We start from the raw sequence: 21,916 nt of genomic DNA, 5'->3' as shown, positions 1-21,916 counted from the left end.
CCGTATAAAATAGCATCAGGAATGCAAAAAAATGATATATAAAAAACCAAAAGATAAGCGACAGCCTTCTTTTTTCTGGTCGCTGTTCCCTATGATCGTCATGCTGGCTGCAATCAGTATCGGATATTTCATCTTTAATATTCGTGCGGAACCCATGATTCTTTTAGGTACAGCCGCTGCCTCATTTGTCGCTATGGCACACGGTTACACGTGGGACGATATACTAAAGTCAATTTGTACGAAAATTTCAGAAGCCTTACCGGTCATTTTAATTGTCGCCAGTATCGGCTTTTTAATCGGAGCATGGATGGTATCAGGGACAATACCGATGATGATATATTATGGTCTTAAAATCATTAACCCGCAGTATTTTTATATCTCAGCGTTCTTTTTAGGGGCTCTCATTTCTGTTTGTACCGGCACCTCGTGGGGGTCAATGGGGACAATTGGGATTGCAATGATCGGTGTGGCAATTGGCCTGAATATACCGTTAGCGATCGCCGCAGGCGCGATTGTTTCAGGCTGCTGGTTTGGGGATAAATTATCACCAGTTTCGGACTCCACAAACATGGCTGCATTAGCGGCAGGTGTCAATTTATACTCACATATTGGACATCTGCTCTGGACAACGGGACCCGGGTTTATTTTGTGCTGCATCGTTTATGCATATATGGGGCTCAATATAGACACCGCCGCAACAACGCCAGACACCATTACTGTTTTGATGACGTCAATCGCAAAAGTCTATCATTTCAATGCGCTGCTTCTGTTGCCGCCTGTCATTGTGCTTTATGGCTCTCTGACCAAAAAGCCACCAATTCCTATGCTCTTTCTTTCCACGCTGGTATCAGTCATCCTGGCTCTTGTATTTCAGTCGTTTACCCCCTCATCGGTTGGTGACTCAGTGGTCAGCGGATTCCGCCTGAGCATGGCGGATGGGGTAAATATTGCCTCTTTGTCTTCAGATCTGCCACGTCTGCTGGAACGCGGTGGGGCAATCTCGATGTTCAGTAGCTTCGTTACGGTTTTTAGCGCGTTCAGCTTTGCAGGCGCGATGAGTGCGACAGGCTCACTTCACACCGTCATCCGGGCGCTGACAAAAGGGGTAAAATCGACGTTCAGATTAGTATTAACAACAATTGTGAGCGCCTTTACCATTTGTGCCTGTACCGCAAATGGAACATTACCCCTGCTGCTGTGCGGTGATGCCTTCAAAGAGGAATATAAAAGACGGGGACTGGCAACGAAAAACCTTTCAAGAACAACGGAAGATGCTGGCACGGTAGTCGAGCCAATTATCCCCTGGTCAGCGTCCGGGGTATATTGTGCAACCATGCTGGGCGTGGCCACGCTCGATTATCTTCCATGGGCTATTTTATGTTATAGCGGCGTATTCTTTGCTTTATTATGGGCGGCCACGGGCATAGGCATTGCACGCTATGAACCGAGTGAAGACCCAGAATACACAACCGCTTCCTGATTTACAGAGAGTATTACCAGAATTAACCTAAAAGATATCGGTGTAATAAATATGTCTTTATTTGATAGTGTCATCGACAGAGCGCCTGTCAGCCGTAAAATCGGACAAATGAAACAAATGTTCGGTACGGAAGATATCATCCCGTTATGGATTGCAGATATGGATTTCAAAACCCCGCAGGCTATTCTAACAGAATTGGCTACGGTGTTATCTCAGCCTGTACAGGGTTACAACATGGATTATCCTGGCTGGAAAGAATCTGTCATTCACTGGTATCAAAAACGGTATAACTGCCTGCTTAATGAGGAATGGTTACATTTTATTCCGGGCGTGATAAAAACTGTGGTTTTATCGCTATTAGCGCTGACGGAACCCAGTGATAACATACTGACGCTCACTCCGGTATATGACCCATACCGGAATTTTGTACCGGGTAGTTATCGTCATTTACTCCAGTCTCCGCTCATTGAGAATAATGGAACCTATAGCATTAACTGGGATGATTTCAGAGAAAAATTGAAAAAATCCAAACTGTTTTTGTTCGTTTCCCCACACAATCCCGGCGGGGTTGTGTGGGACAAAGAGACGCTTTTAAAAATAAAACGTTTTTGTCATGAAGAAGGTGTCATTGTCATCTCTGATGAAGTGCATTGCGATTTAACGTTGACAGATAAAAAACACATCCCTTTTTTCAATGTCGATGATGATATGGAGAACCAATCTGTCGTCCTCCACTCCACGGGCAAAACATTTAATACGCCTGGCATTCAGGGCGGATTTATGATTATAAAAAATCGGCAATTACGAGATAAGCTCTATCGTTTTCTTGATTGCTGCCACCTCGCGGAAACCCATTATCTTCAGCAGTCGGCTATTTTTTCGGCGTACACCGATTGTGACGACTGGTATCAGGAGTTGCGGGTCTACCTGGCTGAAAATGTTAACTTTGTGAAGCAATCCATTGAGCGCTATTGTCCCAAAATCTCAGTGATCTATGGCGGGGCATCCTATTTATTATTTTTGAATGCTGAAAAGCTAGGGATGGATGACGAAGAACTGGCCTCATTTTTCATCAAAGATGCACAGCTTGGCCTTTCTCCAGGGCTTCAGTACGGTCCTGGCGGGGAGAAGCATATGCGGATCAACGTGGGATGTCCTCGTTCAGTCCTGGTTCAGGCAATGGAAAATCTTAAGTCAGCATACAGTACATTATCTGTCTAGCAGAGTAAGGCGGCCCCTGCCCTGAACGTATAAAACCGGTGAACGCCGTATATTGCTACCGGCGCAATATACGGCGATCAATAAGTCTTTCCAGATTTGCGTTCTATGGCAGACCGCTGCATCCGTTCATCAGGCACTATTTCCGTGAGCAGCAGGCGATATAGTTCAACTGATGGCGGTGACGACGGAAGAAACGGAACATCCCCAGAAAGCGCGTCCTGTTCTCACGGGTGCGCAATCCGTTAAACAGGATTTTCACCGTGCGCGCCAGACCCTCGTCGCGAATCAGCCCTGCCGGGGACATCAGGGACATCGCGCCGTGATGTGTGTTGACCGACTGGAAACCGCTGGCGATAAACAGTGCTTTCCACGCCGTTCGGCTCATCGGGCTGACGTTGGATTTCACAACGTTTTCCAGTTGCGTCTGCCCGCCCGCCTCCAGATGTTCATGGGTAAACATGATGTCGTGTGTCAGCAAACGACCGCCGGGTTTAAGCACCCGGTAGTACTCATCAACCAGCCGGGATTTTGCCTTGTCCACGTACATGGTCAGCATCGCTTCGTTAATCACGACATCGAAAGCCTCGTCGGCGAAAGGTAATTTAGTGGCGTTCGCATCCAGCACCTGAATTTTATCCTGCAGACCCGCAGCCGCGACGTTTTGCCGGGCCTTTGTTAGCGCGTTTTTATCCATATCGATGGCATATATCGTGCAGCCAAAGCGCTGCGCCAGTTCGATAGACGTGGTGCCCATATTGCAGGCGACTTCCAGCACGATACTGTCCGCCGTGAGATTCGACTGATTGAACAGCCATTCGGTTGCCTCAACGCCGCCGGGCCGCAAACGGGTTTTCCCCAGGCTTGCTAAAAAAGTATGTCCGGCTTTCTCACTTGCACTCATGACGATGTCCTTACGATAAGTTGCATATTAAAAGCAAGTTAACATAATGACGTGAAAACGAGAATGATTTTCATCAAGAGATAAACCATGCGCTCACTCGCCGCTTATCGTTACGACTCACGGCCCGTTGGCTGGCGGTCAAAAGTGGTACTGTCACTTCAGCAGGGATAAGACTTTTTTCGTCTGCGTCTGCGCTGTTGACTTATTCTGTAAAAAGATTACTTTTCAGGACATGAAGAAGATACTCATCATTGTCCCCGATGGCGGGATGCTGTTCGAATCCGCTGGTATTGCCGACATTCTGATGCAGGCCAACCGCCTGCATCCGGAAGGCGCAACGGACACCTGTTACCAGGTTCAGTTAGCGACAACTCAGCCACATCAGGTGATCCATGGTCAGTCCGGTCTAAACTTACTGGCAGATCATCGCCTGCATGAAATTGACCCTCGTGAGCCTCTCGATACCATCATTATCACCGGCAGAGGTCAAAACCCGCAGGAAGGGATTGCGGTCGTTGACTGGCTGCGCCTTGCCGCTCCCCATGCCCGCCGCATTGCATCCATTTGCGGCGGTGCAATGCTGCTGGCGCAAACCGGACTGCTGGACGGCAGACGGGCTACCACCCACTGGAAGCTACTGGAAACCATGCAGGCAGAATTTCCTCAGGTGCGCGTCGAAGGCGGTCCGCTCTACATTCAGGACGAACACATCTGGACTTCTGGCGGGGTTAGTTCCGGCTTTGACCTGACGCTTGCGCTGGTTGAAGAGGACTACGGCTTCAGTCTGGCACGCGACATCGCTCAGGACTTCGTCATGTACCTGCGCCGTCCCGGAGGCCAGTTGCAGTTTAGCCGCTACAACCTTCAGCAGAGCAGCACCCAGGGCCCCATTAGCGATCTACAGGCCTGGTTGCTCGACAACCTCACCGCCGACCTCAGTGTGGATAAACTGGCGGAAAAAGTCGCCATGAGCCCACGTAATTTCACCCGCGTGTTTACCCGGGAAACCGGCGCTTCACCGGCTCGTTACGTCGCCGAAGCCCGTCTGGCCGCCGCCCGACAGCGTCTGGAGCAGACCAACGAGACGCTGGATCGTATCGCTGAACAAACGGGATTTGGCAACAGCATTAACCTGCGGCGACTGTTTGAAAAACAGCTTCAGCTCACGCCAGGAGAATACCGTCAGCGCTTTCACTGCCGCAAAATGGCGTAAAGTGATCCTTTTTTGTCATTTACGCCAAATGGTGACCGACCTACATTACCTTCAGAGACAACAGATAAGGAGTTGATCATGGTAAAGGTCGGTATTAACGGTTTTGGTCGTATCGGACGCAACGTACTGCGTGCTGCGCTGGGTAACCCGGATATTCAGATTGTGGCAATCAACGATCTGACAGACAGTAAGACACTGGCGCATCTGCTGAAATACGATTCGCTGCTCGGTAAACTCGATGCCGACGTCACCGCCGGTGAAGGACAGCTTGTCGTTGACGGTAAACCCATTACTGTGTTCAGCGAACGCGACCCCGCCAACATCCCATGGCGTCAAAGCGAAGTTGATATTGTTATTGAAGCAACCGGCTTCTTCACAGACCGTGACAAAGCAGCGGTGCATGTCCACAGCGGTGGCGCCAAACGCGTGATTATCTCCGCCCCCGGTAAAAACGAAGATTTAACCATCGTGATGGGCGTTAACGATGGCCTCTACTCCCCGGATAAACACGTCGTGGTCAGCAATGGTAGCTGCACCACCAACGGTCTGGCACCTGCCGCGCAGGTTTTGCACCAGCATTTCGGTATTAAGCATGGTCTGATGAACACTACCCACGCCTATACCAACAGCCAGGCGCTGCATGACCAGCCGGAAAAAGATCTTCGTGGCGCCCGTGCCGCCGCACTGTCGATTGTGCCTTACTCCAGCGGTGCCGCGAAGGCGCTCGGCAAAGTCATTCCTGAGCTGGAGGGTCGCTTAACTGGTTACTCGCTGCGCGTACCGGTTCCGGTGGTCTCCATTGTCGATCTCACCGTAACGCTTGAGCGGGATGTGACGACTGAAGAGGTCAATAATGCGTTTCGTGAAGCCGCCGCGACGGGGCCGCTGAAAGGGATCCTCGGCTATAGCGATGAACCGCTCGTCTCAAGCGACTACCAGGGTGACCCGCGTTCTTCCATTATTGACGGTCTGTCGACGCTGGTGATTGGCGGAAATATGGTCAAAATTCTGGCGTGGTATGACAATGAATGGGGATTCTCCAACCGCCTCGTCGACCTGGCGCTGTTGATGGCAAGGCGTGAACGCTAACCCCCTGTCCTCACACTTCCTCTAAAATCCACGCCTGGCGTGGATTTTTAATCTCTGCCGTTTGCCAGCCGTCACCTGGCGATGCTGCCCGGGTGATCATCCCATCACACGTTAAAGGCTTTACCAAACGCAGTGTCAGACTCGTAACCCAACGCACAGCCTGGCTGAAGTGAGCAGTTATATTCTGAATGTCCACGCTAAGCGTATCGCCGCTAAAGATGCAAAAACGCGTTAGCAGGAATCGCCTGATGCTAAACGTCATTTAGCACTCTGGTGACGGGCGATTTCTGTTCGCGAGGCATCAAAGGTGACAAAACCTCGACATCACGCCGCCACTCAGAGCGAGGGCGTGGACGAGCGGTGATGGAATCAGGGATGGTGAAAGACCAGCGAATAACCCTGCTCGTGCCAATGCTGAAGCAATTCCTGTTGGCGGCGGGTCGGTTCGATGCCGGTCCAAACAAACAGCTGTTGTCCAGGAAAGAGCTCCGGACGTGGAGAATCCAGCGGCTCTGCCAGTACGGCGATGTGCCAGCCTTGCTGAGACAAACGCCAGGCTTCCAGCCATAGACGTGTGCGGTCTTCGGTATCCCAACCAATCAGCAACGCATCTTTGCCGGCTTTTTTGCGGGCTTCGGACAAACAGGCGGTCACAAATTCAATCAGTACGCCATCAAGCAGGCTGCACATAATGCGGGCCGTATTATGGTCGAGGCTGAGGCGTTGGCGTACGGGAACGAAAATGTGATCGATAAGATCGCCTGAAGTATGTTCACGGGCGAGAGCACCGATTTTGGCCCGCAGCTTAGCCGGATGGGCAAAACGCAGCACACCCATCATTTCTTCCTGCAGAGTGGTCCAGTCATCATCGGTTGCCACAGTGCCTTGTTCCAGCAACACTTTGACCTTGCTTACTGACACCCCGCTTTTAATCCATCGCTTGATCTCTTCAATACGCTGGATATCTTCTTCATCAAACTGACGATGGCCGCCTTCGCTGCGCTGGGGCTTTAACAATCCGTAGCGCCGTTGCCAGGCGCGCAGGGTAACGGGGTTGATGCCGCATCGTTCAGCGACATCGCCTATGCTGTAAAATCCCATAGTGTCCCTCATACGTGAACCGAAACGTTCCTTACAAACTAACGAATCAGTCGTGTTTGTACAATTTATTATTTATTGTACAACAGCCTCGTATTAAGCATAGATAAAAATGGTGAACGTCAGGTAAACAAGACTGGTGGGGTAGGAAACTTGTACAGAATTGCCCTAATGGTGTAGCGAGGTTCACCTGCCGCCATGAATACAGCAGGTGAAATAAGAGGATTACAGCGGAGTTTTTTTCTCCGGCCATGCAACCGGTGGAATTCCACAGAAGCAAGGCGCTGCAAAAAGATGTCCCTGGAACTGAGAAATACCCGCCGATTCCAGCCACATCCACTCTTCGGGCTTTTCAACGCCGACGGCTGATATCGCAATCTCCAGAGACGCACAGCACTTGATCATGGCCTGGATAATGGCCTGTCGCGGGCCGCTTTTATGCACATCGCAAATGAGGTCGCGATTGATTTTGATGCGGTCGGGTTGGAACTGCGCCAGCAGTCGCAGACCGCCAAAACCGGCACCGAAGTGATCGAGGGCGATGCTGATCCCCGAGGATTTCAGGGTTCTCACCGTCTCCGTAAAAGCGTCAAACTCTAAGATAGCCTCACGTTCAGTGAACTCAACGATGATCTGTTCCGGAACAAGACCACTGTCAGCAATGGCATTGAGCAAATAGCGGGCTGCATCCGGCACCTTCACCAACGTCATGGGCAACAGATTCACGGACAAAACCTGATCGCGCAGACCCAGTGAGGCTGCCAGTGTAAAAGCGACTTTCTTACTTTCCAGGTCGGCCAGATAAATATCGTCGCCCTTAATATTGTCAAAATAGTGCTGTGGCGAATCACCCGAACGGGTACGCAGCAGCGCTTCCAGAGAGACAATTTCCTGAGCAAGAGGATCGATGATGGGCTGAAAAGCAAAGCTGCAATTGGCCTTCTCGCTGACTGATGTCAGGGGAATCGTGCGAGCGGTATCGGTCGCGATAAAATCCCACGTGTCAGCGGGAGGGATCTCAAAATAGTTCTCTTTTTCAGTGGCTTCCACGAAGGTGCGGAAGAACTGCAGCGCACGGTCGTTGTAGGTAAGTTGGTATCGGGATGTACCCTTATCGAGAATGGTCTGTAACACCTCCCCCCGATCATGTTCCCGTAAATCAAAAAGCTCCATTCCCACTTTCCCAAAGCGGCGGGAGGGGCCGTGATCGCACAGCAGTTCGACCACATTATAGTGGCGCTTGTCTTCACAAATTGCCTGATAAATAGCCTTTACGTTTTCATTAGGGCCTTCAAGCAACTGAAAAAAATGTGTGCCGTTAAACAGCAAAATGCCTGTCACATCAGCATGCCCATTTGTAAGGTTAGCGGCGGCGACCATACTTTCGAGCGCCTTCACCGGGACGTCATCACAGAGATGACTGCGGTAGATAATGGTAGTGAGCATGATTTTCCGGCATTGAGGAATGATGTTTAACCCTAACAGATCGGAGGCGATATAACACACTAAATTAACAAAAGTTTTACTTAAAAGTGGCAAGTGTCGTCGGAAACAGAGGATAGCGATGGCATCACCAAAAATGATGCCTCAAAGCGGTGTACAGATAACTATCAGAACAATACCTATGTATAATTTGTAACTTATTGAAAATAAATAATTAGCACTTTTTGGTAAAAATGTAATCATGCATTTGTACAGGTTTTGTGTACAATTTTTCTAACGTTGAATAACGCAGCATTAACCTTTTACTGATTCGAACAGGAGAGTCCCATGCAGCAAAATGGTTACATTTCAGATACCGCTAACGCCATTGCACAGTATTTCAGTAAGGCCAATTTGCCGACTCAGCAGGAAACATTGGGGCAGATTGTGGTGGAAATTCTAACGGACGGGCGCAATCTGAATCGCAAATCCCTGTGTACAAAACTACTTGGTCGTCTGGAAAAAGCGACCTGTGTAGAAGAGGAGCTTCATTATAACGCGCTGATTGGTTTGCTTTTTGAGCGCTGAACCCTCGCATTAAAGTCGTGAACCAACATGATGCCGTCTTCCAGGTTCTGGGCAAAACGGCAGAAGAGAGAATGATGATGAACAGAAGTGACATTGAACAACTCACAGACGAACTTATCGGCCAGGCAGTGTTGACGCTGCTGAAACGTAAAGCGGCGGTGAATTCAATGGCTTTGGTCACTCAACTCCGCGTTATGCAGGAAACTGAAATGGATGCCCGTCGTCGAGAACTTTTTCCGCTAATCATTGCGTACATCGAAGCGGTGATGGCTGATAAAGCAACGTCAACACCGACATCCAGACATAGCGGTCAAATGGACACCGTCCGCTCACTTTCAGGGACAACCCTGAAGCCGGGAAAAGGAAAAATTCACTAGATGCTTAACTTTTAATGATGGTGAAAATGATGAACACAGCAATCACACAACAACCTGATATTTATAGTGCTTTACCTGATCACGTCCTTTCAGATTATTTTCGTCATGCCGGCGACGCTCTTGCTGAAGAAGCCATGGTTTTGGGCGCGGCGATACGCGATATTCTTATAAAGGGTGAGCATATTAATAATAAAAATATCATTTTATCTTTGGTACAAACGCTGGAAGTTACGGATGACGTCGTACATTCCGATGTGATCAGAAAAACATTGGAAATTGTTGTTGGACATACTATGGACGATATTTGAGCCATTTAACGGGTAAATAAATCAGTTAACAGCTATAGTTAAATGCTAAACGGTGGGTCAGTCGATTATTGCCGACCTTATGTTCCTGGTTTTCCTGAACTGGAAAATAAATGATGCGTAGCGAAGACTATGTACAGTCAGAGCATGCCGATCTCTGGTTGTCAGATAATTATCTCAGATGGGGAGTGGAAAGCATTTTAGAACACATCGCCTTTGGGAATACTGCAATACGGTACGTGTTTTTATCCGAGAACCAATACCTTGACGTCCTGAAGCATAACTACGATCGAGGTAGCAGCAAAATTATTCTTCTGACTGATGGTTCGTTTTTCCATTTTCTTGATGGCATCGCGTTTTATCAGTTTCCCATGAATTCGAGTATTGAAGAGTTGCAGAAATTTATCATTTCAATTAGCCACGCTACCGAAGAGCAGCTACAACGTAAAATACCTGTAGTGTTGACCCGTCGTGAGAGAGTGTTAATTAATTTGATCAAAGACGGAAAGCGCATAGCGGAAATGGGAGAGCATCTCAATCTGCATATAAAAACGGTCTACCAGGCACGGCAGTCGCTGATAAAAAAAATGGGATGCAGTGGTGCTGTTGACTTACTGCGTACCTTACACAGCGACGTGTTCAAAAACTGGCTGGCAGAAAGTCATCAATATCATTGATATCACGTTGAAACGCACTGCGACTAATATTCAGATATTCCTGAGGCGATATTCGTTACCCTGGCTGGGCTGACTTATTTGTATGAATAAAAGTCGTAAGTTACGTATAACATATATAAAAGACTGCGCGTCATTATAATTTCCTTCTCTGATGCTATCTTTTATATCATTAATGTGACGTTTGAAAAAAAACTGCAGTATGTCCAGGTGGTGCGAAGATTAAAACTCGAGGCGATTCAGTCGATAATGTGTAATTATCCCAGAAAGCTGCATCGGCTACAGTTGAATCCCCCTGGAGTCCAGATAAGTCAATGTCCGCTGTTCGTTCAAAGCGGACATTCAACTTCGTTAACACGTCCGCGCCGTGCCAGAAGCGGACATTGTTATAAATGGCAATTGATAAAACGTCATCCGTTTATCTCGTCTTACAGCATCTCAACCACTTCAAACTCTTCTGCGATCAACTCCATATCTTCAGAAAAATGACCTTCACGGGTGAAAAACCGCTGATGCTCTTTCTGCCAGTATTCAAGGCTTAAATCGCCTTCACCTTCTTTGCGGGCGAACGCCTCAGTCACATCACAAAAACGCACCAGTCGCATTGAAACCAGTCTGATCACGCAGACCGGAACATTCTGGCCATCAAGGATAATGTTATAACTCCCAATCCTCGGGGCAGATTCCTCCTGCTGGTAAGAGGCAAAAGATCCGCAAGAGGCCGTTTTAATCCCTTTTTTGATCAAGTCCGCAAGCTCGCTAGCCAGTTCCTGGCTGTCACCCATTTGCAAGGCATCTGCGCCTGGATACTTCATTTTTATTTCCTCAACCGAAACCATTAAAATCCCTTCTGAATCGTCGATGAAAAGAAAAGTTATACATTTTTTAGTATGAGCTGTCCCGACATTATCAGTGATGCATTTCTTCAGATAATGTGGTCCGCTTATCGCTCATAGAGGACTGGGGATCTTTTCTTCAGCTCGTTTCGCTTTGAGCCAAGAGCTGAAATCGTAAAAAACCAAGCATATTGATTACTTAGTAGTGGTACAGAATCACGAAAAGCACATTAAAGATTGGTACGGGGTATCAGTAGAGCTTACAGTTGTGAATCGCCACGGATAATCTAGACACTTCCGAGCCGTTGATAATACTGGTTTTCATATTCTGTCGGTGACATCTGATCGCTGGAACCATGCCGACGCTTACTGTTATAAAACATTTCGATGTAATCAAAAATATCGCTGCGGGCTTCTTCCCGCGTTCCGTAGATCTTTTTCTTTATCCGTTCGCGTTTCAGCAACTGGAAAAAGCTTTCTGCAACCGCATTATCATGGCAGTTACCGCGACGGCTCATGCTGCCCTCCAGCCCGTGTGATTTCAGGAACGACTGCCACTCATGGCTTGTGTACTGACTGCCCTGATCCGAATGAACCAGCACCTGTTTTTGGGGATTACGCCGCCATACAGCCATTAGCAGAGCGTTCAGGACAATGTCCTTTGTCATCCGGGATTGCATGGACCAGCCGATAATTTTGCGTGAGAACAGATCAACCACCACGGCAAGATACAGCCAGCCTTCGTGGGTCCTGATGTAGGTTATGTCCGTTACCCAACGCTCATCCGGAGCATACGGATTGAACTGTCGCTGGAGCCTGTTGGGCGACACGATACTGGCCTCGCCTTTACGTGCCCGCGGGCTCCGGTATCCGACCTGAGCCTTTATCCCGACACGTTTCATCAGTCGCCAGACTCTGTTCACTCCGCACTGTTGCCCGCTGTCCCGCAGATCCAGATGGATTTTGCGATAACCATAGACGCATCCCGATTCCAGCCAGAACTGTTTAATCTGCCCTGTCAGTCTCAGGTCTGCCTGGTGGCGTTGTGAATGCGGCTGCTGAAGCCAGGCGTAAAAACCACTGGGATGTACATCCAGCACCCGACAGAGCAGGCGAACAGGCCAGCAACAGGTGTTGTCACGGATAAAGGCGTACCTCAGTCGGACAGCTTTGCGAAGTACGCCGCGGCTTTTTTTAATATGTCCCGTTCATCGGTAACCCGCTTCAGCTCTTTCTGGAGACGGCGGATCTCGGCCTGAGCATCTGACTGTTCTTTATTAGTGGAAGAATCCGGACCGTACTTCTTTATCCAGGCGTAAAGGCTGTGGGTGGTGATATCAAGACGTGTTGCAACGCTGGCAACAGAATAACCGCGATCAACAACCTGTTTGACTGCTTCAATTTTAAACTCTTCGGGATAACGCTTACCGCTCATGGGCACCTCTCTTTAAGCCATCTTAAATGACTCTGAGGTGTCTGTTAAACCAGTGGCGATTCAGTTCTGCGGGTGATTCATAGTCTAGCGTTTTTCTCGGCCTTTCGTTGAGTTGTCTGGCAACACTGTTAAGTCTTTGCTGGCTGTGAACCGATAAGTCAGTTCCTTTTGGAAAATATTGTCTGAGCAATCTGTTCGTATTTTCATTTGAGCCACGTTGCCAGGGAGATTGAGGATCACAAAAATAAATCTGAATGTCTGTCGCTACAGTAAATCGTGTGTGGCTGGTCATTTCAGCGCCACGATCCCAGGTTAATGTTTTATAAAGCTCAGCAGGTAATTCCCGGGCTTGTCTGATGAGTGCAGATATAACCGTTATGGTCTTGTTGTCTCTGATCTTCGCCAGCATAACAAAACGGGAATGACGTTCTACGAGGGTGATGATATAGGAGTTTTTCGAGCCCTGAATCAAGTCACCTTCCCAGTGACCGGGAATGGCTCTGTCAGCCGCCTCTGGTGGCCTTTCGCTGATAGGTATAGTGTTCGGGATTGACCCTAATCCTTTCCCTTTAAGCGATGACGTTCTGGATCTACGCACTGCTCTTCCGCTTCTGAGGCATTGCTGCAGCTCTTTTTTTAATGCTCCCCGGGTTTGTATAAAAAGCGTTTTATAAATCGTTTCGTGTGACACATGCATTTCCTGATTATCCGGATAACAGCGTTTCAGCCAACCGGCGATCTGTTCCGGTGACCAGTCCTGATGCATCTTCTCTGCAATGATTTTACACAATGCGGGGCTTTCAATTAGCTTGCAAGGTTTTGGTCTCCGCGCATTTTCCCATGCAGTAGCATCGGCTTTTGCTGCACGGTATTGTTTTGCACCACCGTGCCTCCTGATCTCGCGGCTAATCGTTGAGGGCGCTCTTGATAATTTGGCGGCGATGTCCCTGATACTGAGTTTTGCTACCAGCCCTCTGGATATCTCCTCTCTTTCATCAAGCGAAAGCGCTAATCGGTGCCGCTTTCGCACGGGAGGACGGTAGCCGCCTGTCTGGTGGATAGTGGGCATAATGGAAGAATGAAATCTGTCGAACATTCTGGCGATATCATGCAGGGAATCACCTTGCTTATATCTGTCCCAGATAATCGCCTTCTGCTCTGGCGTGTAGTTAATCCGAGTTCTTCGTTTCATGGCAACGTCCCCCTTGATTAAGGATAGTGTTGCATCGACCCGTTGAACTCACAGCCAGGAGCGGACGCTGCAGTATATTCCGCTTTCGGCTCGAATCGGACTGAGGTAACGTAGCGGAAATATTGTTCCGGACTCTACCAAGATGCCTTCCATCGAAACGTTTATAACTTTTCTTCTCGCGCTGACGCTTCTGGAGATTTCTCCGGGGCCAGACATGATGCTAACTATCGCCAGAGGAGTCGGTCAGGGAAGACGTATTGCACTGCTTACGGTACTGGGTAATGTATTTGTAGCAGGCTTTGTGCAAGTTTCTTTTCTTGTCCTGGGGCTGGTAACCGTTGTTCATGCCTGGCCGGTTGCGCTAGATCTGTTAAGGTGGGCTGGTGCGGCTTATCTGATGTGGCTGGGCATAAAAATGATTGCGACTTCAGGCACTGATACGCGGCTGCGGAAAACAGCAAAAATTTCTGACTGGAATGCCGTTAAGGAAGGCGCCCTGAACAGCCTGACTAACCCAAAATCCCTGCTGTTCATGTTTGCTTTTCTTCCTCAGTTTGTCGATCCCGCAGCGGGTCCTGTTTGGTTGCAATTTCTCGTTCTGGGTAGTATCCAGAAACTGGCAGGAATTGTTTCCCTGGGGTCAGTCGCGATGGCATCAGGAACATTTGGAAACTGGCTAAGTAAACACCCAGGCTTTATCAAATGGCAGGAACGATTTACTGGCGTTGTCATGATAGGCCTCGGTATCCGCATGTTGTTTAGCGGGTCTGGTGTCGTATCGAAATCTGCCAATTAAGTTTTTCCGAATCGGTAAACCCAGGTCCGCTTCTCGCTCAAAGCAGACCTCGCGGCGCTGCCTCCGGCACGCTTCATGTCGGAAGCAGGCGTATAACATGAATACCCTGTGAAATGACAACCTCCAGAATCCGATCTCGCCTGCGGCCTACGCTATGCCAGATCCAGCATTCTTGATAGCTATTTAGTTAATGCGGTATCGAAAGCCTTTAAAAAGGTATTCGTCCTGGAACAGCACTTTTGTTTTTCTTGTCTTATCTATTATTGCTGCGGTTCAACCATTAAGAATAAAAAAGAACCAGAAGATATTTCGGATATAGCTTACCCATAATATTAACAATTGATAATATTAAAGTAACACTCCCTAAAATGGGATATTTTTATTTCTCATAGACGAGGATTTACATGTCATGATATAATATGGCAGTAAAAATATGCAGGTTATTAACCTGCCAGTAATGTAAATAAATTTTCGAGGAGACCATTCCAGTGGGACGTAAATGGGCCAATATTGTTGCTAAAAAAACGGCTAAAGACGGTGCAACATCTAACGTATATGCAAAATTCGGTGTAGAAATCTATGCTGCTGCTAAACAAGGTGAACCAGATCCAGAATCAAACTCATCTTTAAAGTTCGTTATTGAACGTGCTAAACAAGCACAAGTCCCAAAACACGTTATTGATAAAGCCATTGATAAAGCCAAAGGTGGCGGAGATGAAACGTTCGTGCCAGGGCGTTATGAAGGCTTTGGGCCCAATGGTGCAATGGTTATCGCTGAAACGTTGACTTCGAATGTTAACCGTACGATTGCTAATGTCCGCACAATTTTCAATAAAAAAGGCGGCAATATCGGCGCGGCAGGTTCTGTCAGCTATATGTTTGACAACACTGGCGTGATTGTATTTAAAGGAACAGACCCTGACCGTATTTTTGAAATTTTGCTGGATGCTGAAGTTGATGTGCGTGATGTAACCGAAGAAGAAGGAAACATCGTTATTTATACTGAACCTACAGACCTTCACAAAGGAATTTCAGCGCTAAAAGCAGCAGGGATTACTGAATTCTCAACAACAGAATTAGAAATGATTGCTCAATCAGAAGTTGAACTTTCACCAGAAGATTTAGAAATCTTTGAAGGGCTTGTTAATGCCCTTGAAGATGACGATGATGTTCAAAAAGTATATCACAACGTTGCAAACCTCTAATTAAGAATGAAAGAAATCTGTCATTACGGCAGATTTTTTAATCTTATAACGTTGTTATAAAAAAACATATTTAGCCAGGTTTTAGGGAGAGTGTCCATCGACCCGTTGAACTCACCGTTCATAACAGACCCGCCTCCCTTGTACCAGACTGCACATCGCGCAAAGGGCACCCGTCATGGGTACCCTTTGCAGCAACTTCCAACGTTAGTCCGGACGACATAGATCCACGGAGAATTTCAGTACATCGCAAACCGAGCTTTCCGCAAGTCAGCGGGGAATATGCGCCAGAATTGCGTCCAGCGTTTGCTCATCAAACATCAACTCCTCGATGCCCCGATGTGACTGAACACGCATCTGCTGCGGTGCGGTCATCCGCACCATTTGTCTCGCCACATGCTTTGTGGTTGCCTGATTCACTTTTACCGCAATTTCAAAGTCATGATCGGCCAGCGTCTCATCGGTAAAGACGTGGATGTTCGTATTGTTACTCATTGATTATTACCTCTTTTTACTCGTTCACGTTTAAAACGCAGCGACACTTTCGGACCTCAGGCCTGGGTGTTTTGCGTTTTCCGGAGGCAAATATACCCACCCATTTCTTGCAATAAATCCTCATTTGATCGGCAATGTGGCTCCTGTTATTGCATAATCACTTACGCTACATTTTGCGGTTTAGGGCTGCGAGAACAGGGTGAGTATCAAATGGGAAAAATACTGGAAGACAACAGAAAGAATGCGCTCACTGCCATCCGGGATCTTCTGGCAAAAGAGGTCTATAAGCTGGCGGTGATTAAACAGTACCCGGAGGAGTTCACCCGTATCATCGAGATTTACGCGGATATCTCGCGGACATTCCACTTTCTAGGTGACTACACGGATAGCGAAACCCTCAATCGGTTCAAAGAAGAAATTTTTGACTGTGTGATCATCCGCCCACCGATGGCTGAACTCAAAACCCGGCTGCAAAACGGCGTAGACTACCTTAAGCGGTCAATAGACGAGCCAGACGATAAATTGAGTGCTCAGCTAAAGAAAGGGGTTAACGGCATCTTTAATAGCCGTAAAACCTTTCAGTCCAGAATTCCCTATCGCTATCCCCCCGCGTTGTTAATTCACTGGTATGACTATATTTCCCTCTATCGTGAGCTACTACGATGGGAGGAAAAGAGTGGTTTTGACAGAGTGTGGGACGATTTTTTTGACGGCGGGTACATTACTCAAATTACATCCCCCGTATCCGTTACCGACCATATCCGGTCTTATGACAGCTATTTGCCCATGTCTTTTCATTACGCTACGGAGCACGTTGCGATACCTGAAAATGCCTGGTACCGTCATGTCGCCCCCTTTTCTCCTGATGTCCCCAAGGAAATAATGGATGACATCATCACACTGAAAATCCAGGACGATTTCTCACCTCAAAGTGATGTTGAAATCAAAACCGAACTTAATCTTTCCGTACTTCTTTATCCGGACATGACACAAGCGCATATCGATGAAATCGTGGAACATGTCCGCTATCAGTTAAGCCGGGGACATAACGCGAATCTTGAGGCGGAAAAACAGTTAGCCTGTGACCAGATCGCATTTACGCGGGCCTCATCGGCATCAAAACTTAACGAACCCGACTTTGCGGATCTTCGACTGCTCCAGAGTGCGCGCCTGATAAAAATTGATAACCTGGCTCAGGGAATTAAATATGTTCATGGGCTGGCGCTTCTACAAGAAGCTTATCTTGAATGGCACCAGGAGAAATCGTGCAAACTCTCCTGGTGCAGCTGGAAAAAGCGCTCTGGCCAGAGACTGGAGATCCTGGCGGAGAAAGTCGCCGAAAAAATAGAAACCGCCGTTTTACGCAAGAACCGTGATAAAAAACACCGACACGACATCAGGCTGCCGACCGCCTCCATGATTAAAAACAGCTACGATGAAGTCAGTCTGGAAATACAAAAGCACATTGACCAATTTCAGCTCGGGCGTCTTCAGATGCAGAAACGCTTGAATCCTGTGCAAATGAGAAAGCTCATGGATACGCCTGAAATTCTGCTCAGCCAACTGCATGAAGAGGATAGTGACGTAGCCAGACAGCGTATCGCTGAACTGACTCGTAAAGGCAAAACGGCCTCGATTCGACGCCGGGAAAATGGCAGTTTTGTTATTGTCTGGTTTTAACCGACGCCTGACGGGAATCACTTAAAATTCTTTGCAACAATCCGGCTTATCAGGGGCTCAACTTAAAATGCGCGGCGTTAATATTGTATTGCTTCATTTTTCGCCACAAGGTGGTACGGCCAATTTTCAGCAGGCTGGCCATCTCCTGAATCCGCCCGCCGGTCACCCTTGCCGCGTGAATAATGGCGTCTTTCTCAATATCGCTGAAAGCGACGCTGGCAGAGAAACGATCGGTCGCGGGTTCTGAGGTCCGGTGCTCGTTAAAGAGATATTCCGGCAGATGGTTCAGGTGAATACGCCCGTTCTCACTTCTCAGCGCCGTATTCTCAATGACACTGTTGAGCTCGAAGTCATTACCCGGCCAGTCGCAGGCAATCAGCGGAGTCAACACATCGTCATCCATAAACAGCCGGGTCGAAAAGCGTTTTTCCAGCCGACGCAGGCGGTGATTTACCAGCGATGGAATGCTGTTACGCCGCTGTCGCAGCGGTGGAATCATTATTTCAAAGGCGTGCAACGCGTAATAGAGCTGGCGGCTAAAACGGTTTTGTTCCACCAGTCGCGCCAGATCCACCGTGGTAGCGGCAATCACTTTCACATCAGCGGGCACCACCCGCCGCGCGTCCAGGCGAGTGATCACCCCTTGTTTGATCACCTGTAATAGCGCCGATTGCAGTTCTGGCGCCAGATACTCAATTTTTTCCAGATACAGCGTACCGCCGTGCGCCAGTTCCAGGCGGCTCAACCGCCCTTCACTGTCGTCATCCGCCGTACTGGCGATAAAATCCCGTACCTGATCGGCGTACAACTGACAGTTCACCGCAATATACGGGCCTTCTGCCCGTTCGCTGGCATTATGAATCGCCTGACTCAGCAACTCTTTGCCCACGCCCTCTTCGCCGCATAACAACACCGGGAAGCTGCCCCGTGCCGCCTGACGACCAAAATGAACGATACGCTGGGTCTGCGGATCGTCCTGCGCCATCTGCGCAAAGGTATGGCTCACTTTACCCAATTGACTGGTCATCAACTGACGCATCTTCTCCACCGGATGCAGCAGCAGAATAAAACTAGTGCCCTGCGCTTCGACAATCGGTTTGAGGGTAATCACGGTATCAACGAACTGATGCTGGCTTTCAAATGTTGCCTCAACATGATGCAGCGGACGCTGATGGCGGATCGCGCGCACCAGCACGCTGGGCAGCGTCAGGAGTTCACTGAGGTTTTTGCCATGGGCAGCCGTCACATCAAGATGCAGTAACCGTGCTGCCTGAGCATTGATGAATTGCAGACTTCCCTGCGCGTTCCAGGTCATCACGCCGTCATCCATGCTCTCCAGCAAACCGTACAGCTGATTGAGATGACGGTTCGATTCGGCAAGCAGGCTGTCGGTGAGCAGCGAGTTTCCCACCTCACGCGCAATCGCCAGGGTTAATGGCAGATCGGCGGGCGAGGCGTGATCTGCCGGACAGCCCAGCGCAATGGATCCTAAGAGGCGGCCATGGTTGTCGAAAACAGGCGTTGAGCAAAAACTCCACGCGCCGAGCGCCTGTTTAAAATGGTGATCGGGCTGCGTTTTCACCGGTTGCCCTAACACAGAGGCCAGCGACAGCGCGCAACTGCCAATGATGCTTTCGGCACAATAGGTGCCGTCGACAAAACCGAGCTCCGCCAGTTGCCGTAGCGTCTTTGGATCGCCACAGCGGCTCAGTACACACGCACTCTCATCCAGAATAAACAGCGCACACTTTCGTGGCGCCATGTATTCCCATGCGTCCTCCAGCGCCGCCTGTCCAAGCGTGAGCATCGCCGTCTTACGCCGACAAATCGAGTCAAACGTCAGTCCCTGTGCCCGGTGCGGCTGCGCCCAGAAATCACGCTGCATCATTTTGCCGCAGCGTAGCCACGAGTCGCGAATAAATTCAGGGGTATTCGATTCATCGCTGATGTTCACGCTGTTGTTCACTGTCTGTTTTCCCTCATTTCAGGGTGCGGTCGCTCGCAATTCTGCCGTATTTCGCGCTTTTGCGTTCCGTTATGGAACATTCATCAAAATAAATGTTCTCTTTTGGAACATAACATTGATGAATTTTCTTTTTCGCGCGCTGGGGCACAATTACGGTATCGGCAGCGAGCGGTCGCCGTGGCGTTGAACACCATCGATCCCCTGGAGCCTAAGACCCGGAGCAAGAAAATGAAAAAGCTGATTAACCGTGTGGAAGACGTACTGAGTGAACAACTGGCTGGCCTCGCAAAAGCGCACCCGTCGCTGACCCTGCATCAGGATCCGGTATATGTGACCCGTGCAGATGCCCCCGTTCAGGGCAAAGTCGCGCTGCTATCCGGCGGCGGCAGCGGACATGAACCGATGCACTGCGGCTATATTGGTCAGGGCATGCTGTCTGGCGCCTGCCCCGGCGAAATTTTTACCTCTCCAACTCCCGACAAAATGTTTGAATGCGCCATGCAGATTGACGGCGGTGAAGGCGTGCTGCTGATCGTGAAAAACTACACCGGCGATATTCTTAACTTCGAAACCGCCACTGAACTGCTGCACGAAAGTGGCGTGAAAGTCACTACCGTGGTGGTGGATGATGACGTGGCCGTCAAAGACAGCCTCTATACCGCCGGACGACGCGGCGTCGCCAACACCGTACTGATTGAAAAACTGGTCGGGGCGGCGGCAGAACGCGGCGATTCCCTGGAAGCCTGTGCGGAACTTGGCCGTAAACTCAATAATCACGGCCATTCGATCGGTATCGCCCTCGCTGCCTGTACGGTTCCGGCCGCTGGTCAGCCCTCTTTCACCCTTGCCGACAATGAAATGGAGTTCGGCGTAGGGATCCACGGCGAGCCCGGCATCGACCGTCGCGCTTTCGTCTCCCTCGATCAGACCGTTGACGAAATGTTCGATACCCTGCTGGAAAACGGCACCTATAACCGCACACTGCGACATTGGGATCCCGCTCAGGGCGTCTGGCAGGACGATAAGCAAGGTAAACAGCCTTTGCAGCGTGGCGATCGCGTCATCGCGCTGGTCAATAACCTCGGCGCCACGCCGCTTTCTGAACTGTATGGCGTCTATAACCGTCTCGACGAACGCTGCCAGCAGGCGGGTATCGTCATCGAACGTAATTTGATTGGTTCGTACTGTACGTCACTGGATATGACCGGCTTTTCCATCACCCTGTTAAAAGTGGATGACGAGACGCTGGCACTCTGGGACGCACCGGTTCATACCCCAGGCCTGAACTGGGGCAACTAAGGAGAGAGTCATGTCACTGAACAGAGCGCAAATTGTGAGTTGGCTTTATCGCTGCGGAGAGATTTTCAGCAAAGAGAGTGATTATCTCACCGGGCTGGATCGCGAGATAGGCGATGCCGACCACGGTTTGAATATGCATCGCGGCTTTAGCAAAGTGGTCGAAAAATTACCGGCCATTGCGGATAAAGATATCGGGTTTATTTTAAAAAATACCGGGATGACGCTGCTGTCAAACGTCGGGGGAGCCAGCGGCCCGCTGTTCGGCACCTTTTTTATCCGCGCCGCGCAGGTCACTCAGGCGCATCAGAGTTTGTCGCTTAATGAACTTTATCAAATGATGCGTGAAGGCGCTGATGGCGTGATTAGCCGGGGTAAAGCCGAGCCGGGTGATAAAACGATGTGCGATGTCTGGGTGCCGGTGGCGGAGTCATTGCGCCAGTCAAGCGAGCAGAACCTCTCCGTTATTGCCGCGCTCGACACCGCTGCCGCTCAGGCTGAAGCCGCCGCACAAAGCACAATTACGATGCAGGCCCGCAAAGGTCGCGCCAGCTATCTGGGCGAGCGCAGCATCGGGCATCAGGATCCGGGCGCAACCTCGGTGATGTTTATGATCCAGATGCTGGCAGCCGCAGCAAAAGAGTAAGGAC

The 21,916-nt window shown here is 49.3% G+C and carries 21 protein-coding genes; 13 read left to right on the top strand and 8 right to left on the bottom strand.

The window, feature by feature from the left end:
• Nucleotides 1-31: 31 nt before the first annotated feature.
• Nucleotides 32-1,480 (top strand): Na+/H+ antiporter NhaC, encoded by a 1,449-nt coding sequence (gene nhaC / locus WM46_RS05330; protein ID WP_102601649.1) that lies wholly within the window; start codon nt 32-34, stop codon nt 1,478-1,480.
• Nucleotides 1,481-1,531: 51 nt separating this feature from the next.
• Nucleotides 1,532-2,701: a MalY/PatB family protein gene (locus tag WM46_RS05325; protein WP_102601648.1), complete on the top strand. Its 1,170-nt coding sequence runs from the start codon at nt 1,532-1,534 to the stop codon at nt 2,699-2,701.
• Between the two features lie 136 nt (nt 2,702-2,837).
• Here WM46_RS05325 and WM46_RS05320 read toward each other — a convergent pair whose 3' ends face one another.
• A complete protein-coding gene (locus WM46_RS05320) occupies nt 2,838-3,602 on the bottom strand; it encodes a class I SAM-dependent methyltransferase (protein ID WP_102601647.1) in 765 nt (254 codons plus the stop codon).
• A gap of 232 nt (nt 3,603-3,834) precedes the next feature.
• Here WM46_RS05320 and WM46_RS05315 point away from each other — a divergent pair, with 232 nt between their 5' ends.
• Nucleotides 3,835-4,815: a GlxA family transcriptional regulator gene (locus WM46_RS05315; protein WP_102601646.1), complete on the top strand. Its 981-nt coding sequence runs from the start codon at nt 3,835-3,837 to the stop codon at nt 4,813-4,815.
• A 78-nt stretch (nt 4,816-4,893) separates the two neighbouring features.
• Complete coding sequence (gene gap / locus WM46_RS05310; RefSeq protein ID WP_061077727.1) at nt 4,894-5,904, top strand: type I glyceraldehyde-3-phosphate dehydrogenase; 1,011 nt, start codon at nt 4,894-4,896, stop codon at nt 5,902-5,904.
• 369 nt (nt 5,905-6,273) lie between these two features.
• Here the strand turns inward: gap and WM46_RS05300 are convergent, their stop codons facing one another.
• On the bottom strand, nt 6,274-7,005 hold the full coding sequence (locus WM46_RS05300; RefSeq protein WP_061077728.1) for a MerR family transcriptional regulator: 732 nt from the start codon (nt 7,003-7,005) through the stop codon (nt 6,274-6,276).
• 222 nt (nt 7,006-7,227) lie between these two features.
• Complete coding sequence (locus WM46_RS05295) at nt 7,228-8,448, bottom strand: diguanylate phosphodiesterase (protein WP_061077729.1); 1,221 nt, start codon at nt 8,446-8,448, stop codon at nt 7,228-7,230.
• 324 nt (nt 8,449-8,772) lie between these two features.
• On the opposite strand from WM46_RS05295, the gene ycgZ reads away from it, so the two are divergent.
• From ycgZ to WM46_RS05275, 4 genes are all read left to right on the top strand, one after another.
• Nucleotides 8,773-9,012 carry a regulatory protein YcgZ gene (gene ycgZ, locus WM46_RS05290; protein ID WP_061077730.1) on the top strand — a complete coding sequence of 80 codons (240 nt, stop codon included), beginning with the start codon at nt 8,773-8,775 and terminating at the stop codon, nt 9,010-9,012.
• A gap of 71 nt (nt 9,013-9,083) precedes the next feature.
• Entirely contained in the window at nt 9,084-9,389 is a 306-nt protein-coding gene (locus WM46_RS05285; protein ID WP_102601644.1) for a hypothetical protein, read from the top strand.
• 41 nt (nt 9,390-9,430) lie between these two features.
• Nucleotides 9,431-9,697: a biofilm development regulator YmgB/AriR family protein gene (locus WM46_RS05280; RefSeq protein WP_061078054.1), complete on the top strand. Its 267-nt coding sequence runs from the start codon at nt 9,431-9,433 to the stop codon at nt 9,695-9,697.
• A 110-nt stretch (nt 9,698-9,807) separates the two neighbouring features.
• Nucleotides 9,808-10,371: a LuxR C-terminal-related transcriptional regulator gene (locus tag WM46_RS05275; RefSeq protein ID WP_102601643.1), complete on the top strand. Its 564-nt coding sequence runs from the start codon at nt 9,808-9,810 to the stop codon at nt 10,369-10,371.
• 425 nt (nt 10,372-10,796) lie between these two features.
• On the opposite strand, the gene WM46_RS05270 is transcribed toward WM46_RS05275, so the two are convergent.
• The 3 genes from WM46_RS05270 to WM46_RS05260 form a co-directional block, all read right to left on the bottom strand.
• The gene (locus WM46_RS05270) at nt 10,797-11,207 is read right to left on the bottom strand and encodes an ASCH domain-containing protein (protein ID WP_187394382.1); all 411 of its coding nucleotides are present in this window, start codon (nt 11,205-11,207) and stop codon (nt 10,797-10,799) included.
• A gap of 284 nt (nt 11,208-11,491) precedes the next feature.
• Nucleotides 11,492-12,639 (bottom strand): IS3 family transposase gene (locus WM46_RS05265; protein ID WP_102601642.1). Its coding sequence is split into 2 segments (ribosomal slippage): nt 11,492-12,402 and nt 12,402-12,639, totalling 1,149 coding nucleotides; the frame shifts between segments, so codons are not numbered across the junction.
• 22 nt (nt 12,640-12,661) lie between these two features.
• Nucleotides 12,662-13,831 carry an IS30-like element ISCfr4 family transposase gene (locus tag WM46_RS05260; protein WP_102601641.1) on the bottom strand — a complete coding sequence of 390 codons (1,170 nt, stop codon included), beginning with the start codon at nt 13,829-13,831 and terminating at the stop codon, nt 12,662-12,664.
• 142 nt (nt 13,832-13,973) lie between these two features.
• On the opposite strand from WM46_RS05260, the gene WM46_RS05255 reads away from it, so the two are divergent.
• Both WM46_RS05255 and WM46_RS05250 read left to right on the top strand, forming a co-directional pair.
• The gene (locus WM46_RS05255) at nt 13,974-14,627 is read left to right on the top strand and encodes a LysE family translocator (protein WP_102601640.1); all 654 of its coding nucleotides are present in this window, start codon (nt 13,974-13,976) and stop codon (nt 14,625-14,627) included.
• A gap of 488 nt (nt 14,628-15,115) precedes the next feature.
• Nucleotides 15,116-15,832 carry a YebC/PmpR family DNA-binding transcriptional regulator gene (locus tag WM46_RS05250; protein WP_102601639.1) on the top strand — a complete coding sequence of 239 codons (717 nt, stop codon included), beginning with the start codon at nt 15,116-15,118 and terminating at the stop codon, nt 15,830-15,832.
• A gap of 267 nt (nt 15,833-16,099) precedes the next feature.
• Here the strand turns inward: WM46_RS05250 and WM46_RS05245 are convergent, their stop codons facing one another.
• Nucleotides 16,100-16,324: a hypothetical protein gene (locus tag WM46_RS05245; protein WP_061077745.1), complete on the bottom strand. Its 225-nt coding sequence runs from the start codon at nt 16,322-16,324 to the stop codon at nt 16,100-16,102.
• Nucleotides 16,325-16,534: 210 nt separating this feature from the next.
• Here WM46_RS05245 and WM46_RS05240 point away from each other — a divergent pair, with 210 nt between their 5' ends.
• Nucleotides 16,535-18,004, top strand: coding sequence for a hypothetical protein (locus WM46_RS05240; protein WP_102601638.1), 1,470 nt, complete (start codon nt 16,535-16,537; stop codon nt 18,002-18,004).
• Nucleotides 18,005-18,053: 49 nt separating this feature from the next.
• Here WM46_RS05240 and dhaR read toward each other — a convergent pair whose 3' ends face one another.
• On the bottom strand, nt 18,054-19,958 hold the full coding sequence (gene dhaR / locus WM46_RS05235; RefSeq protein ID WP_102603775.1) for a dihydroxyacetone kinase operon transcriptional regulator DhaR: 1,905 nt from the start codon (nt 19,956-19,958) through the stop codon (nt 18,054-18,056).
• 240 nt (nt 19,959-20,198) lie between these two features.
• Here dhaR and dhaK point away from each other — a divergent pair, with 240 nt between their 5' ends.
• Together dhaK and dhaL are read left to right on the top strand one after the other, a co-directional pair.
• Entirely contained in the window at nt 20,199-21,269 is a 1,071-nt protein-coding gene (gene dhaK / locus WM46_RS05230) for a dihydroxyacetone kinase subunit DhaK (protein ID WP_061077747.1), read from the top strand.
• Nucleotides 21,270-21,279: 10 nt separating this feature from the next.
• The gene (gene dhaL, locus WM46_RS05225; RefSeq protein WP_102601637.1) at nt 21,280-21,912 is read left to right on the top strand and encodes a dihydroxyacetone kinase subunit DhaL; all 633 of its coding nucleotides are present in this window, start codon (nt 21,280-21,282) and stop codon (nt 21,910-21,912) included.
• Nucleotides 21,913-21,916 lie beyond the last annotated feature (4 nt).

The sequence above is a fragment of the Citrobacter freundii complex sp. CFNIH2 genome (assembly GCF_002880615.1).
GTDB classification, from domain to species: domain Bacteria; phylum Pseudomonadota; class Gammaproteobacteria; order Enterobacterales; family Enterobacteriaceae; genus Citrobacter_A; species Citrobacter_A amalonaticus_F.
The sequence above is the reverse complement of the archived record's forward strand: the minus strand, read 5'-3'. Positions and strand labels throughout refer to the sequence as shown.